Source organism: Pseudomonas entomophila (assembly GCF_029478665.1).
Lineage (GTDB): Bacteria > Pseudomonadota > Gammaproteobacteria > Pseudomonadales > Pseudomonadaceae > Aquipseudomonas > Aquipseudomonas entomophila_F.
In genome coordinates, this window is record NZ_JARPQB010000011.1 from 158,381 (window position 1) to 174,538 (window position 16,158).

Genomic DNA, 16,158 nt, shown 5'->3' on the forward strand with positions numbered 1-16,158 from the left:
CGGCCCCATTCCTGCGAATGGGTGGAACGAGACGAAGATGCCACTCCGTTCGAGGCTTTTGGCCCGAGGAATCTCGCCAAATTTCCTGCTGTATATAGTGAAAAGCCCTGCAAATGGCTTCCTATACTGCTCGCCCCCTTCGCCCAGCCGGCGCCTGACGCGCACGGTGGGCGGGCCGGCCCACAAGGCCGCCCGGCAAGACGACGCCCCGCCTATCGGCGTGGCCGGTGCCGCACGAAGGTCAAATCCAATAACAAAATGAGGTTGTATTGCTATGCCAGTCGGCAACCATCCTGCCCATGGCGAGTCCGCCCAGGGCGGCCCGCTCAAGCGTGAACTGGGCGAACGGCACATCCGCCTGATGGCCCTCGGTGCCTGTATCGGCGTCGGCCTGTTCCTCGGTTCGGCCAAGGCCATCGAAATGGCCGGCCCCGCCATCATGCTTTCCTACATCATCGGTGGCCTGGCCATCCTGGTGATCATGCGCGCCCTCGGCGAGATGGCGGTGCACAACCCAGTCGCCGGCTCTTTCAGCCGCTATGCGCAAGACTACCTCGGCCCGCTGGCGGGCTTTCTCACCGGCTGGAACTACTGGTTCCTGTGGCTGGTGACCTGCGTCGCCGAAATCACCGCGGTGGCCATCTACATGGGCATCTGGTTCCCCGACGTGCCGCGCTGGATCTGGGCGTTGATGGCCCTGGGCAGCATGGGCGCGATCAACCTGATCGCGGTCAAGGCGTTCGGCGAGTTCGAGTTCTGGTTCGCCCTGATCAAGATCGTCACCATCATCGCCATGGTGCTCGGAGGCATCGGCATCATCGCCTTCGGCTTCGGTAACGACGGCGTGGCCATGGGCATCTCCAACCTGTGGAGCAACGGCGGCTTCATGCCCAATGGCGTGACCGGCGTGCTGATGTCGCTGCAGATGGTGATGTTCGCCTACCTGGGCGTGGAGATGATCGGCCTGACCGCCGGCGAAGCGCGCAACCCGCAGAAGACCATCCCCCAGGCGATCGGCTCGGTGTTCTGGCGCATCCTGCTGTTCTACGTGGGCGCGCTGTTCGTGATCCTGTCGATCTACCCCTGGAACGAGATCGGCAGCCAGGGCAGCCCTTTCGTCATGACTTTCGAGCGCCTGGGGATCAAGACCGCCGCAGGCATCATCAACTTCGTGGTGATCACCGCCGCGCTGTCGTCGTGCAACGGTGGCATCTTCAGCACCGGGCGCATGCTCTACAGCCTGGCGCAAAATGGCCAGGCCCCGGCCGCCTTTGCCCGCACCTCGAAGAGCGGCGTGCCGCGCAACGCGCTGCTGCTGTCGATCGGCGCGCTGCTGCTGGGCGTGCTGGCCAACTACCTGGTGCCGGAGAAGGTGTTCGTCTGGGTGACCTCGATCGCCACCTTCGGCGCGATCTGGACCTGGGTGATGATCCTGCTGGCGCAGCTGAAGTTCCGCGCCGGGCTGTCCACTGCCGAGCGCAACGCGCTGAAATACCGCATGTGGCTGTGGCCGCTGAGCTCGTACCTGGCGCTGGCGTTCCTGGTGCTGGTGGTGGGCTTGATGGCGTACTTCGAGGATACCCGCGTGGCCTTGTACATCGGCCCGGCGTTCCTGGTGCTGCTCACGGCGCTGTACTACAGCTTCCGACTGGCGCCGAGAGAGGCACAGGGTGTGGCGAGCAGCGTCTGATCTGAAAGTGTTGGGGCTGCTGCGCAGCCCTTTCGCGGCACAAGGCCGCTCCTACAGGGTTCACGTATCCCCCTGTAGGAGCGGCCTTGTGCCGCGAAAGGGCCGCAAAGCGGCCCCGGGATCCATCAGGCCGCCGCTTCGCTATGCGGTTCGAAACTGTCGGCCCGCGCCAACTGCCACATCCGCGAATAGAACTGCCCGTTCACCTCGCCGGTCAGCAACTCCCCCGGCTTGAGGAACACATGCATCTGCGAGAACAGCTTGATCTCGGTCGCCGAGATTCGCCGCACCAGGTGCTTGGCCTCCAGCTGCGCCGGATGTTCCAGGCCCGCCGCGGCCAGCATCTCGGCCAAGGCGCGCAAGGTGTTGTGGTGAAAGTTCAATACCCGCTGGGCCTTGTCCGGCACCACCAGCGCGCGCTGGCGCAGGGCATCCTGGGTGGCGACGCCGGTCGGGCACTTGTTGGTGTGGCAGCTTTGCGACTGGATGCAGCCGATGGCGAACATGAAACCACGCGCCGAGTTGGCCCAGTCGGCGCCGATGGCCAGCACGCTGGCGATGTCGAAGGCGCTGACGATCTTGCCGCTGGCGCCCAGCTTGATCTTGTCGCGCAGGTTCAGGCCCACCAGGGTGTTGTGCACGAACAACAGGCCCTCGCGCAGCGGCACGCCGATATGGTCGGTGAACTCCACCGGCGCGGCGCCGGTGCCGCCTTCCTTGCCGTCGACGACGATGAAGTCGGGCAGGATGCCGGTCTCCAGCATGGCCTTGGCGATGCCCATGAATTCCCACGGGTGCCCCAGGCAGAACTTGAAGCCCACCGGCTTGCCGCCGGACAGTTCGCGCAGTTGGGCGATGAACTGCATCATTTCGATTGGCGTGGAGAAGGCACTGTGACGCGAGGGTGAAATGCAGTCCTCACCCATCATCACGCCACGGGTTTCGGCGATTTCCCGGGTGACCTTGTGCTTGGGCAGGATGCCGCCATGGCCGGGTTTCGCGCCCTGGCTCATCTTGATTTCGATCATGCGCACTTGCGGGGTCTGCGCCTGGGCGGCGAAGCGCTCGGGGTCGAAGCGCCCGTCCGGCGTACGGCAACCGAAGTAGCCGCTGCCCAGCTCCCACACCAGGTCGCCCTCGTGTTCACGGTGGTAGGGGCTGATGCTGCCTTCGCCGGTGTCGTGGTGGAAGTTGCCCAGCTTGGCGCCCTGGTTGAGGGCGCGGATGGCATTGGCGCTGAGCGAGCCGAAGCTCATCGCCGAGATATTGAAGATCGACGCCGAGTATGGCTGGGTGCACTGCGGGCCGCCGACGGTGACGCGGAAGCTTGCCGGGTCGGCCAGTGGCGCCGGGCGCATGGAGTGGCCGATGAATTCGAAGCCTGACTCGTACACATCGATCAGCGTGCCGAAGGGCTTGTCCGAGGCTTCGTTCTTGGCCCGGGCGTACACCAGCGAGCGCTGGGCGCGGGAGAAGGGCAGGGCATCGCTGTCGGCTTCCAGCAGGTACTGGCGGATTTCCGGGCGGATGCCTTCGACCAGGTAGCGGATATTGCCGAGGATCGGGTAGTTGCGGCGTACCGCGTGGCGCTGTTGCAGCAGGTCGAACACGCCGATCAGGCTGAGCACCCCAGTGGCCAGGGTGAAGGGCCACAGCCAGTCGTGCTCGAGGAATGGCAGGCTGGCGAGGGTGAACAGCACGCAGGCGGCGAAGAAGGCGTAGCGACTGAGAAGTGACAGGCTCATACGGGTTCCTTGCGGATGGCTCGGTCAGGCTCAGGGCCTGGCAAGGCCCGACCATAGCCCGGTTGGTCGACGCATTGCCAGTTTCGGGGCGGGCGCGAATATGAAAATTCGGGTATCGAAAATCATTCGCGCTGAACCTGTAGGAGCGGCTTTTAGCCGCGAAACAGGCGGCACGGTGTGACACCCGCTTCGCGGGTGATCGCGGCTGAAGCCGCTCCTACAGGGGCGGCGCCTGGCGCAGCAGGTGTTGATGCCATTGCGCTTGCTCGGTTGCCGGCGCTTCGACCAGATACTGGTATAGGCCCGCTACCCGGCTGGCCACCGCCACACCATCTCGATAGAGCAAGCGGTTGCCTCCCACCGCTGGCACCTTGCTCCCCGGCAACAGACCGCCGACCAGGTTCAACGGGTCGCAGGCACTGACCACCACCAGCGCGCCATCCAATGCCCGCCTGCGCACTTGCCGCAACAACCCCACTGCCTCCGGCAAGGCGAACTGCTCGCCCGCCAGCCCGGCAATGAAGCGCCCGCCGCGAATTTCGCCGCGTGCCTCCAGCCGGTGATAGCAGCGCAGCAACTCACGCCAGGGCGGCAGCACATCGCTTTCACGCTCCAGCAAACGCCAGCACACCACCCCATAGCGGCGCAGCAGGCTACGCGCCACATGTTCAAGGCGCTGGCCTTCGTCCACGCTGGCTGCACCCCGGCGCAACAAGGCCCAGCGCCCGGCATGGGCCATGCTGCTGGACACGGGTTGGCGCCCGCGACGGCTGTTGCGCTGGCCGCGCTTGGCCGCCGGGGTGATCAGGCTGCGCAGGCCACTGAAACCATCGGCGCTGGCCAGCCCGGCTCCGACCAGTTCCTGCAGGGCCGCCTCCAGCTCGCTGGGCAGCAGGTGAGCCTCATGGGTCAGTTCGTCGAAAAACAGCGCGCCTTGTTCCTGCAAGGTTTGCAGGACCCGCCGCGCCCGTGAACCCAGTTGTTCGGGATCGGCCGTCGGGGCCAGGCTGCGCCACAGCGCGAGGTGCTCGCGTGGCAACAGCACCAGCGGCGTGCTGCCCAGGGTGGTGGCCGAGGCGGTGGCCGCCAGCCGGCTCCACGCCCACAGGCCGCTGCGGCAGGCATCGTCCAGCCAGTTCGGGCTGTAGTCCTTGATCCGCGCCGGCAGCAGTTCGGCTTCCCAGGCCCCGGCGGCGCACGGGTAGCCCTGCAGTTGGCCGAGCACTTCAGCGATTGCCTGGGGGCCGCGCAGACGGTTTTCACCCGCCAGGTGCTGCCAGTCGAACAGAAACCGCATGAAGTCCTGCAGGCTCACGGGTTCGATTTCCCGGCGCAGGCGCTTGACCGTGTAGCGGTGGATACGTGCGAGCAGGTGCCGCTCGCACCATTGCAGTTCGCCTTGGCCAGGGCTGAAGTGACCGCGCAACACGTAGCCTTCGCCTTCCAGGCGAGCGAGGGCTTGCTCGCAGTCGCCGGGTGCCAGCCCCAGGGGTGAACTGATCTGTGCCAGGGTCAGCGGGCCGAAACCGCTCAGGCGCGCGCGCAGCAGCTCAGTCAATGCGCTGTCTGGCGTGCAGTGCTGATCAAAGCCTGGTAGCAGTGGCAGGCAGGGTTCAGGTTGGGCGGTGGGACATAGCGCCATGAGCTGGCTCTGCCGTTCGCGGGCAAACCACAGGTGTTGCAAGCGGCAGGCGCGTCCGCTCGCGCTGAGCGCGTCCAGCAAGACGTCCCATCCAGGGTTGGCCTGTACCTCGATTTGGGTGATGCCCCCCAGGCTCATCAGCGCCTCATGCATTTCATCGGCGTTGGTCGGTTGCGGCCAGGCCTCGGCCTGCACGGCGGTGATGGCGTCGGCGTCCAGCGCGCCGAGGTCGTCGCTGCTGCTCACTTCGTTCCAGCGCCGGTTGAGCACCGCCTGGGTGCGCCGCTCTTCCAGCGGGGCGTCGTCGAGGAAGGTGTAGGGGCGCGCGTTGAGGATCGCCGAGGCCAGCGGCGAGGGGGCCGGCAGGTCGCGGCTGAGCAGGCGCACCTGGCCGGCCTCCATGCGCCGCAGCAGGGCCAGCCAGCCATCGCTGTCCATGGCTTCGTGCAGGCAGTCGTCGAGGGTCTGTTCGACCAGTGGGTGATCGGGGATCTGCCGTTCGCCAACGATATTCTCCAGGCAGGCGATCTGATCGGGGAACACCGCGGCCACCAGGTCCTCGCTCTTCATTCGCTGGATCTGTGGCGCCACCTTGCGCCCGCCCACGTAGCGCGGCAGGGCCAGGGCCACCGAGGCGTTCCAACGCCAGCGCACACCGAACAGCGGGGCGTCGAGCAGGGCCTGGACCAGGATCGGTTCTGCCGTGCGGCTGTTCAGGTAGCGCCACACTTCATCCAGCGCGAAGCTGTGGCTGGTGGACAGCGACAGCACGATGGCGTCCTCGCTGGCCGCCGCTTGCAATTCGAAGTTGAAGGCGCGGCAGAAGCGCTTGCGCAAGGCCAGGCCCCAGGCGCGATTGATACGGCTGCCGTAGGGCGAGTGGATGATCAGTTGGGTGCCGCCAGACTCGTCGAAGAAGCGCTCCATCACCAGGGTCTGCTGCGAGGGCAGGGCGCCCAGCACCTGCCAGGTGCGGCCCAGGTAGTCGAGCAGTTGGCGGGCACAGTCTTCGTCCAGCGCATAGTCGGTTTGCAACCAGGCGAGCACCTGGTCGAGATCGCCGTGTTGCAGCTGCGCGTCGATTCGCGCCTGCAGGCGTGCCACCGCGGCGGACAGTTCATCGCTTCGCCCGGGCGCCTCGCCCAGCCAGAAGGGGATGGTCGGCGGCAGGCCATGGGCATCCTCCACCCGCACACGCCCGGGTTCGACCCGCAGGATGCGGTAGGACGCATTGCCCAACTGGAAGATATCGCCGGCAATGCTCTCTATCGCGAAGTCCTCGTTGACGCTGCCGATGTTCAGCGCCTGGGGTTCCAGCAGCACCGCGTAGTCGGCAGTCTCCGGAATGGTGCCGCCGCTGGTCAGCGCGGTCAGCTGGCTGCCTCGGCGCCCGCGCAGCGCGCCGCTCACCGCGTCGCGGTGCAGGTAGGCGCTGCGCACGCCCTGGCGCCCGTTGTAGCCTTCGGCGAGCATGCGCAGCAGCGCTTGATAATGGCGTTCGTCGAGGTCGGCATAAGGTGTGGCCTGGCGCAGCAGGTCGAATAGCGCCACCTCGCCCCAGGGTTGATTGCTGACTTCGGCGACGATCTGCTGGGCCAGTACATCCAGTGGCGCGTGCGGAACATGCAGCGCATCCAGTTCACCCTGGCGCACGCAGTCTAGCAGCGCCACACACTCGATCAGGTCGTCGCGCGAGGTGGGGAACAGGCGCCCCTTGGGTACGCCGTCGACCTGGTGGCCGGAACGCCCGACCCTTTGCAGCAGGGCTGCAATCGAGCCGGGCGAGGCGATCTGGCAGACCAGGTCGACTTCGCCGATATCGATACCCAGTTCCAGCGAGGCGGTGGCCACAAGCACCTGCAACTCACCGGCCTTGAGCCGTTGTTCGGCGGCCAGGCGATGCTCCTTGGCCAGGCTGCCGTGGTGCGCGGCCACCGCGTCGTTGCCCAGGCGCTCACCAAGATGGCGGGTCAGGCGCTCGGCCAGGCGCCGGGTGTTGACGAACACCAGGGTAGTGCGGTGCTCGCGGGCGAGGGTGGCGAGGCGGTCGTAGACCAGGCTCCAGACGTCAGTGGCCATCACCGCACCGAGTGGTACCGGCGGCACCTCCAGGGCCAGGTCGCGATGACGGGCATGGCCGATATCGACGATGGCGCAGGGGCGTTGGTGCCCGACCAGGAACTCGGCCACACGCTCCACCGGGCGCTGGGTGGCGGACAGCCCGATACGCCGCAATGGCCGCCCGGCCAGGGCCTGCAGGCGTTCCAGGCTCAACGCCAGGTGGCAGCCGCGCTTGTTGCCGGCCAGGGCGTGGATCTCGTCGACGATCACCGTGTGCACGCTGGCCAGGCCATGGCGGCCGGACTCAGAGCCCAGGAGCACGTACAGCGACTCCGGCGTGGTCACCAGGATGTGCGGCGCCCGCTTGCGCATGGCGGCGCGCTCCTTCTGCGGGGTGTCGCCGGTGCGCACGGCGGTGGTGATACGCGGCACCTTCAGGCCAAGCTGTTCAAGGCTCCCGGTGATGCCGGCGAGAGGCGCCTCGAGGTTCAGGTGAATGTCGTTGGACAGCGCCTTGAGCGGCGAGACATACACCACCTGGGTGTTGGCTGGCAGTTCGCCGTCGTTCGCCAAGCCCTGGCGGAACAGTTCGTCAAGCACGGCGAGGAAGGCGCTCAGGGTCTTGCCCGAGCCGGTCGGCGCGGCGAGCAGCATCGACTGGCCGCCGTGGATCAACGGCCAGGCGCCGGCCTGGGCTTCGGTGACCGTGGTGAAACGCTGGCGGAACCAGGTGGCGACGGCCGGGTGGAACAGCTCGAGCACCGGGTGCGGGTGGGCTGGCAAGTTCATGAGTTGGTTATGGCGGGGCGAGGGCGGATTGGCAAGGGGCCGTTCGTCTGCCTGTTCCGGCCCCTTCGCGGGTGATGTGCGTTATCCTCTGCGCCCTTGTTCGTCCAGGAGCCCCTCATGTCCAAGACTATCCGCATCGCCGCGGCCCTGTTGATCGACCCGCAAGGCCGCACGCTGCTGGTGCGCAAGCGTGGCACCCAGGCATTCATGCAGCCGGGCGGCAAGATCGATGCGGGCGAATCGCCCGCCCAGGCGCTGGTGCGTGAGCTGCACGAAGAGTTGGGGCTGCAAGTCGACCCTGGCCAGGCCGTGCATCTGGGCAGCTTCAGCGCGCCCGCAGCCAACGAACCGGGTTTCGTCGTCCAGGCCGAGCTGTTCCGTGTCGACAGCGCCGAGGCCGTGGCCCCGGCGGCGGAAATCGAGGAAGTGCTGTGGCTGGCCGCGAACCAGGCGCCCGACCTGAACCTGGCGCCCCTGACCCGCGACCTGATCCTGCCGCTGTGGCGCGAAGGCCTCAACGCACTGCGCTGACCCCGTCCAGGGTGGCGAACGAAGTATCCTTGGCGGTCAGGAGGAAGTCGCGCATGTACGGTGCATCGAGCATATCGGTGCGCACCGCCGCGTAGAGCGTGGCGAACAGCCCCTTCTCGCCCAGGCGCTTGCCTTTCACGTAGCCCCGCGAGCTGTACTCGTGCAGCGCCCAGTGCGGCATGCCGCACACGCCGCGGCCGCTGGCCACCAGCTGCATCATCATCACCGTCAGTTCCGACGTGCGCACTGCGGCCGGCTCGATGTCGGCCGGCTCGAGGAAGCGGGTGAAGATGTCCAGGCGGTCGCGTTCCACCGGGTAGGTGATCAGGGTCTGGTCGAGCAGGTCCTGGGGCACGATATAGGGTTTGCCGGCCAGCGGATGCTGGTTGGCCACGGCGAGCATGGCTTCGTAGGTGAACAGGGGCACGTAGGTGATACCGGACAGGTCCACCGGGTCGGAGGTCACCACCAGGTCCAGGTCGCCTCGGGCCAGTGCTGGCAACGGGGCGAAGGCGAAGCCCGAGGCCAGGTCCAGCTCGACTTCCGGCCAGGCGTCGCGGAACTGGTCGATGGTCGGCATCAGCCACTGGAAGCAGCTGTGGCATTCGATGGCCATGTGCAGGCGCCCGGCGGTGCCGCCGGCCAGGCGCGCGATGTCACGTTCGGCGCCGCGCAGCAGCGGCAGGGTGGCGTCGGCCAATTGCAGCAGCCGCAGGCCGGCGCTGGTGAAGCGGATGGGTTTGGTCTTGCGCACGAACAACGGCAGGCCCAGGCGCTCTTCCAGCTCCTTGAACTGGTGCGACAACGCCGACTGGGTCAGGTGCAGGCGTTCGGCGGCCTCCACGAGGCTGTCGGCTTCGCGCAGGGCATGAAGGGTTTTCAGGTGGCGGATTTCCAGCACGAAAGGCTCCGTGAGCAATAACGGGGTTGGCGTGAAGTGCTGTTGAGTTTCCCTCATGTTGAGGGGCCTGTCGACGCTGAGATGCGCAGATGGCGGAAGGGCACCCCGGAGGGTGCCCGAATGCGGTTTAGAAGTATGCCGAAAGGTGTTTCACTGCCTGTGCTCGGGTCAGGTCGCCACGCCAGATAATTTCGACGTGGCTGCCTTGCCATTCGCGACCAAGGTAGCGCTGGCCGGGGGTCTTGAGGTGCGCCTTGACGAAGTCCTCGAACGTTGGCGCTTCTTTGTTGAAATGCACGTGGGCGTACCACAGGGCGCGCGCGGGCACCTGGCGCTTGTCGAGCACGATGAACTCCTGGAGGAAGTCACGGCGGCCTTCGGCGGTGCGCCTGAGTTCGACCAGTGCACCGTGTTTCTCGATGCTTACGGCATTCTGCTCCACCAGGTAGTCCAGTTGCCCACCGTTTGGCTCGAGGGTCTGCATGATGCGGTCGATGCGCAATTGCCTGCCGCGTTCGAGCAACCGTGCCGAGGCGCTGCGCAGCCTTGCCAGCAAGGGATCCTGGGGGAACTCACGGCCGATCCGGGTGGCGAAGCCTTCCAGATCGCCGGCCTTGAATTGCATCAGGTCGTCCAGGCTGGCGCCGTCCATGCCCTGGCTTGCGTAGCGTTCTATCTTGTGGGTGAACGCAGCGAGATCGTCCAGGTGCCGCTGAGCTTCGGTTTGCAGCTCCGTCACGGTTGCCTGGCGTATCAGGGGTTGGCCGCCGGTATCAGGGTTGGTCAGGGTGAATTTGCCTGAGGCATCCTGCCGATAGATCTCGGTGCGTCCGTTCACGCCGGTGATGCGGTAGGTGTTGCTCTGCTGCAGATCAGGTTCGCCGATCAGGAATTGATGCTCCGAGGTCTCGAACACCCGTGGCTGGCTCTTGCCCTTCCTGCTCATTGCGGCGGGTGGCGGAGCATCCTGCCTGAGGCCCTTGAAGTAGCGCTCATAAGAGGCCAGGGCGTTTTCGAACCGGGCTACCGAGGGCAGGTCGAAATGTTCGGCATAACTGGCCTGCCAATAGCGCAGTCGGTTCCTGAACTGCTGAATCTGTTCGAAAGAACCGGTCAGGATGGCACTGCGTTGCCGGGTGCTGGCCCGGGCGTTGGCCAACTGATGCAGGGCATAGAGCGCCCTGTCCAGATCGGCTCGAGGGTTGCGCATGAGGTATTGCAGGTTGATCCAGCCGCCGTCCAGTGAGCGCACCGGCTTGGTCAACAACCCCATCAACTGGCCGATTTCCATGTAGTCCAGCATGTGATCGGTGAAGGTCCCCAGTTCACTGTCGATGTGTTTGAACACCTCACGACGCTCGCCGGTCTGCTTGAACTTGCGGCGCCATTCACGCATCCCCTCGACCTGGTGGCGAATGTCGTCGACTTCCTTCAACGCCTGGGCACGGGTGCTTGCCATTCTGGCGCGCAGGGCAAGTATTTCCTCGATAGTGGCCAGGAAGCGGGCGTTACCCATGCCCGCCTGCAGCCCCAAGGACTTTTCATGAGCCAGGTGCCGGAGCTTGTCTATATCGTCCAGGGCGGCATCGAGGCGCAACTGTGCCATCTGGCCGAGGCGGTTGTAGCTATCGCAGGTCAGTATCGCTAGGTCATTGGCTTGGGCCAGGGCATTGCTGCGGAGCCGGCGGGACGATACCTGGCTGAACACCATGCAGTCGGCATGGATGCGTTTGGCGTCACTGAGGCAGCCTTGCAGCTCGCGGGTCACGCTGGGGTCGTTGGCATCTTGAACGGTGAACGAGCGCTTCATGCGCTGGTTTATGGCGTCGCTTTTGTTCTGGAGTCTGATCAGGTCGCCGGCAATACTGTCGCGCAGTCGGTTATGCCGCTGGTAGGCCAGGTCCCTCCACCAGTGTGGCAGGCGCTCCCTCACGGCGGCGGGCCAGAGAGGGTCGAGGGTAGCGGCCAGGTGCCCCAGCGCCTGGCCCCCACCTGAGCCGCCGCCTAGACGGTGCACGCCGTACAGGGCGAAGTGGGTATCCCAATTGCCCTTTTCGTCCAGGGCTATGGCCCGTCTGAAGCGGTTTGCGGTGTTGCCTGAAAGCTCCCAGGTGTGACTGGTTTCATCCCATTGCACCCTGTACGCCTGGCCATGGGACTGGATGAAAGTGCCTTGGGAGGTGCGATAGACACCTCGATAACGGCCTTCGCTGGTGACGGACAGCCCATCGAGGGAAATTGGCTTGTTCATCTGATAGCTACGCAATCCCGCCAAACGCTCCCGAGCGCTGTTCAGGTCGAGCGGCATGGGCTGTCGCAGTTGGTAGCGTGTCGCCGCCTTACGCAACCCGGCAGTGCTGATACCGCCACCGCTACCGAGCAGGTCCATGCCGACGTCGATCACACTTACCAGCACAGCCTGCAGTGCATCGAGCACGTCGCGGGTGCCACCTTCGGAAATGGCTTTGACCAGTTCGGCAGAGGCATCGTAGAGATCATAAAGGCTTACCGGCAGCCCCAGGACAGGTATCACGCCCAGGGCAATCTTGAATCCGAGCAGTAGTTTGCCGGCCTGCGCGGCGAGGTTTTCGATGTGCAGGTCGAGGTTGGAGCGCGAGGTGTTGCGATGGGCCTGCAGTAACTGCCCCATGTGGCTGTCCAGTTGCAGCTCGGCAAGGGACTTGGTGGCAGGCCATTCGACGCCGATGCCGATGATGCCGTCGAAACGATGGGTGTGCGCCTGGTTCAGGCGCGAGCGATGGGCGGCAGGGTTGCCTTGCAGTGCCCGGTTGGCCAGGTAGTCGCGCTCGCGGTTGTCGATGCTGCTCTCGAACAGGCTCAGGCGCGCGGATTCCAGGTCCGGGAACTGACACAGCGGGTTGCTGGGATGGTCGGGCCGATAGAGCACGGTGGTATTGCCGATTCGATCCTCGATGAAGACGATGCCTGCGAGTGTTGTTGGTTGTTCGTTGGTATCAGCTCCGCCACTGGTCAGAAGGGCGGAAAGCAACCGCAGGTCGCGACCATTGGCCTGGTAGTCGGCTTTGCTGCGTGCATCGATCACCTGGGCGAGCATCGCCTGGCTGGTGCTGTCCAGATGGCCACTGGCATGGAACAGCAGGTTCTGCAGCCGGAGAATCAAGCGATGGGGTTCGACCAGGCTTTCGCGTCTGAATGCGTGCTGGAAGTCGCTTTCGTCGATACCCATGAAGGCATTGGTGATGCTGGCCTCGTAACCCTGGGCAAGGTCCAGCTCATTGGCCAAAGCGCGTAGATAGTCGGCATCGATACCCGCCTGCAGCTTCTGGCGCAGGGGGGCGTCGGCACTGCCGGGGAGCAGTTGCATGAAGCGCAGCCGGTTGTACATCGTGTCGTCTATGTGCTCCAGCAACAGCGTTTCGATGGCCAGTGTTTCACGCGTCTTGCTGGGTTCGAGCAGGGCTTTTAGCGGCGTTCCCGGAGCACCGCTGCCAGCGACCAGATCCCTGCCGGTGTAAGCCGTACTGAGGGGAAGATCGAGGCGGATCGAATCGTTGTCGAATCCGTCGAAATCCTGCCTGAGGCGCCGATTGATCAGGTTCAGGCAGAATGCCTGGCGGTCTGGAAGGTCACGCTGAATCAGCGCATGAGCCTTGCGCAGCGCCTCAAGGTAGTCATTGACAAGCGTGCGCAGCGCTTGTCGTTCGTGGGTAGGTATTTTTTCCAGGCTACTGATTGATGCGCGGGTTCGGGAGATGACGTCGTCCTGGCCAGCACGCAGCTGCAGTGCGGCCTCGCGCGCGGCATGGTGTGGCACTTGCAGGCGCAGGGCAAACGTTTCGCGCAGCCTCGGCAAGGCTGCAGCAACTGCTTCGATGCCCTCGCTGGCTTGCAGCGTGTCCTTTTCCTGACGACTGGCCTGGATCAGACCGTTCAGTGCCTGACCCATGGCGCCTGTCGGGAGCGTATGCAACTGTACCGAGTGGCCCGTCCCCAGGCACTGTTCGAGTTGCTGGCGGCTGGCGCAGCGCAGCAGCCCCCCGTGTTCGCCTATCCAGTAGAACAACAGGCTCTGGGGCGTATCGGGCGATGCCAGGTCAGCTTTCGAGGTGATCACCAGTGCGCCTGGCAGGATCGACTTCACTGCCTGCGTGTCGTCCTCGGCCGGCAGCAGTTCGACCTGAGCCACGACCGCTTGACTGTCGCGGCCATCGACGACTGACTCGACCCAGCCCAGTTGCTCATCATCCAGTTGTGCCAGTAACCGCTGAAGGCGGGCATGGGCCAGCAATCCGTCGTTGTGAGCCTGGGTCAGTGCGGTATTGGCGGCAGTGGGTGTTGCGTCGGAGTGCCATTTGGCGGAGGCGCTCAGTCGGGCAACTTCAGCCGTGGCCGTTTGCCGGGCTTGGGCGAGGGTCGCCAGGTATTGATCACGCTGCTGGCGTTTGTGCTCGGGCAGATTATCCAACAGCTCGAGTTGCCTGCTGATCAGTTGTTTACGCAAGGCAGGCGCCAGGTCCTGCCCCAGACTGCCGAAATCGAACAGGGTGGGGCGGCTGTCTTCCGGATCGATGATGAACGCGTCGGCGGGGGCTTCGGCGAACACCTGGCTGTTGCGCCAGGTTTGCTCCAACAGGTCGACTTGGTTCAGGCTGCTGCTGGCATCGTGTTCGAGGATGGCACCAGGGGCATGGGCGAGGGTATCCAGCAAAGTGTTCTGCAGTTGCTCGAGCAGCGCTTCGAATCCTGCTTCGATAGTGTCGAGGGCGGTGTAGGTGGGGGGATCCTGCCTGTCGCCAGCCAGCGCGGTTTCGAGCGCCGCGCGTGTGGCGTAGCCGCTGAACGCTTGTGGTTGCGCGGGGGCATAGAGCAGCTGTATCGGCTCGCCTTCGAGGCTGATGATCAGAGCGCCAGGCAGGTACGAGGGGGCATCTATCTGCACCTGTTTGGCGTCGAATACTCGCCATTCCGGGTTTTCCAGCAGGCCAAGCACCGGTCGTTGTTCGGCCTGCGTCAGCTTGCCCTGGTCCAGGGCAATTTCCAACGTGGCCATGAAGTGTGAACGGTACTGTCGACGGGCATGTTCCCGCCTGCTTACCGCAGTACCCTTGGCCCGCGCCTGCCAGTAGTCCAGCCAGCGACGGCGGATGGCCGCAGCCGGGTCCAGGGCGGCCAGGCGCACATACAACTCACGGGGGCGAAGCTCGGTCACCTTATGGTTGGCGCCCGGCTTGCCCTGCACCGTGGCGCGGCGATCCAGGTCGCCGGGTGGGACGGGATGGTGCTGGGTGAAGACGCAAAGCTGGGTCAGGTTGACGAAGTGGGCGGTGTTGTCCTGGTTGAGCAGCAGCCCGGTGTGCTGCGGATCGCTGGCGAACGTGTCGCGCAACAGGTCGTCGATGGCCTGCCTCGCGCCGGGCGCGAGGCTGAGCAACTGGTTGAAGGTCTGGCGCGCTTGCCGCCAGTGCGTGATGGCCCAGCGTGTTGTCGGTGTGTCCGCCAGCGTGGGCGCTGGCGTGTGGGGTAGCAGGGCAAAGGGCAGGTAGTTGTCTTGCTGAGTGCTCATGGGGGCCTCGTCTATGGGATGGCCCGGCCATTGAACAGTCTCGCGCGGTGCTGGTTGAGGTACTCCGTTAACACATGACCGCTCGGCAGCCTTCACTAAACTGTCATGATTTTGTGGCAGCGCAACCGAATGGATTTCATCAGACTCGCGCTCTACTGGGGATCTGCATTCTGGTGTTTCTTTCATGCGGGCTTTTTTACTTTTCTTCCTTCTGATGATCTGCGTGCCGGCGAGCTTCGCCGAGGGCCGCTGTAATGTTCATGTGCCGGTGCAACGGGCCGAGCTGGGCGAGCTGAGCCTGGTCTACCAGAGCGTCGGCGCGCCTCGCGATCCGGCGCTGCTGTTGGTGATGGGGCTGGGCGGGCAACTGATCCACTGGCCGGACGACGTGGTCGAGGCCCTGTGCCGCCAGGGCTTTCGGGTGATCCGCTACGACAACCGCGATGTCGGCCTGTCACGCTGGAACCAGCTGCCGGGCTCGGCCAACCTGACCGTCGAACTGTTGCGCTACAAACTGGGGTTGCCGGTGTCGGCACCTTACACGCTGACTGACATGGCCGGTGATGGCTTGCGCCTTATGGATGCCTTGGAGATCCGCCAGTTCCACGTGCTGGGGGTAAGCATGGGCGGGATGATCGCCCAGCACATCGCGGCAATGGCGCCGGAGCGGGTGCGCAGCCTGACCCTGGTGATGTCCAGTTCAGGCGCGGCTGGCCTGCCGGCGCCGAACCCGGCGCTGGTGCAGTTACTGGCGCGGCGCAGTGCGCCGAGCCGCGAGGTGGCCATCGAGCAGCAGGCCGACCTGCTGGCGGCGCTGGGCAGCCCGCAGGTGCATGACGATCGCGCGACCTTGCTGAAGCAGGCGGCGGTGGCCTACGACCGGGCGTTCAATCCTGAGGGTGTGAAACGTCAGATCATGGCGATCCTCGCGGAACCGAGCCGGGTGGAAATGTTGAATCAGCTTCGGGTGCCCACGCTGGTGGTGCATGGCACGGCCGACCCATTGTTGCCGGTGATGCACGGGGTGCACCTGGCGGCGCATATCCAGGGTAGCCAGTTGCGGCTGATTCCAGGCTTGGCGCATCGTTTCCAGGAGCCGTTCAAGGCGCCGTTGCTCGGGGCAGTCCTACCATACCTGCAGGCGCATCGGCAGGATGTCACGCATATCGCCCGGCTTTGAATGTCGCCGCGCCTGGTTTTGCTTGTAATCGATGGACTCGCCCCCGCCGAGGCATCACAGTGCCACGGTGGCGT

At 65.0% G+C, this 16,158-nt stretch carries 7 protein-coding genes; 3 read left to right on the top strand and 4 right to left on the bottom strand.

The window, feature by feature from the left end:
* Positions 1 to 274 precede the first annotated feature (274 nt).
* Positions 275 to 1,690, top strand: coding sequence for an amino acid permease (locus P5705_RS07950; RefSeq protein WP_277460301.1), 1,416 nt, complete (start codon positions 275 to 277; stop codon positions 1,688 to 1,690).
* Positions 1,691 to 1,815: 125 nt separating this feature from the next.
* Here the strand turns inward: P5705_RS07950 and P5705_RS07955 are convergent, their stop codons facing one another.
* Positions 1,816 to 3,435 (bottom strand): FMN-binding glutamate synthase family protein, encoded by a 1,620-nt coding sequence (locus P5705_RS07955; protein ID WP_277460302.1) that lies wholly within the window; start codon positions 3,433 to 3,435, stop codon positions 1,816 to 1,818.
* Between the two features lie 217 nt (positions 3,436 to 3,652).
* Positions 3,653 to 7,927, bottom strand: a complete 4,275-nt coding sequence (locus P5705_RS07960; RefSeq protein WP_277460303.1) for a DEAD/DEAH box helicase — start codon at positions 7,925 to 7,927, stop codon at positions 3,653 to 3,655.
* Positions 7,928 to 8,044: 117 nt separating this feature from the next.
* Between P5705_RS07960 and P5705_RS07965 the strand changes: the two genes are divergently transcribed.
* The gene (locus P5705_RS07965; RefSeq protein ID WP_277460304.1) at positions 8,045 to 8,458 is read left to right on the top strand and encodes an NUDIX hydrolase; all 414 of its coding nucleotides are present in this window, start codon (positions 8,045 to 8,047) and stop codon (positions 8,456 to 8,458) included.
* Here the strand turns inward: P5705_RS07965 and metR are convergent.
* On the bottom strand, positions 8,442 to 9,359 hold the full coding sequence (gene metR / locus P5705_RS07970; protein WP_277460310.1) for a transcriptional regulator MetR: 918 nt from the start codon (positions 9,357 to 9,359) through the stop codon (positions 8,442 to 8,444). The two genes, P5705_RS07965 and metR, sit on opposite strands and share 17 nt — an antisense overlap.
* Positions 9,360 to 9,486: 127 nt before the next feature.
* Positions 9,487 to 14,904: a dermonecrotic toxin domain-containing protein gene (locus tag P5705_RS07975; protein WP_277460305.1), complete on the bottom strand. Its 5,418-nt coding sequence runs from the start codon at positions 14,902 to 14,904 to the stop codon at positions 9,487 to 9,489.
* Between the two features lie 184 nt (positions 14,905 to 15,088).
* Here P5705_RS07975 and P5705_RS07980 point away from each other — a divergent pair, with 184 nt between their 5' ends.
* Positions 15,089 to 16,084, top strand: coding sequence for an alpha/beta fold hydrolase (locus tag P5705_RS07980; protein WP_277460306.1), 996 nt, complete (start codon positions 15,089 to 15,091; stop codon positions 16,082 to 16,084).
* The last annotated feature ends 74 nt before the right edge of the window (positions 16,085 to 16,158 follow it).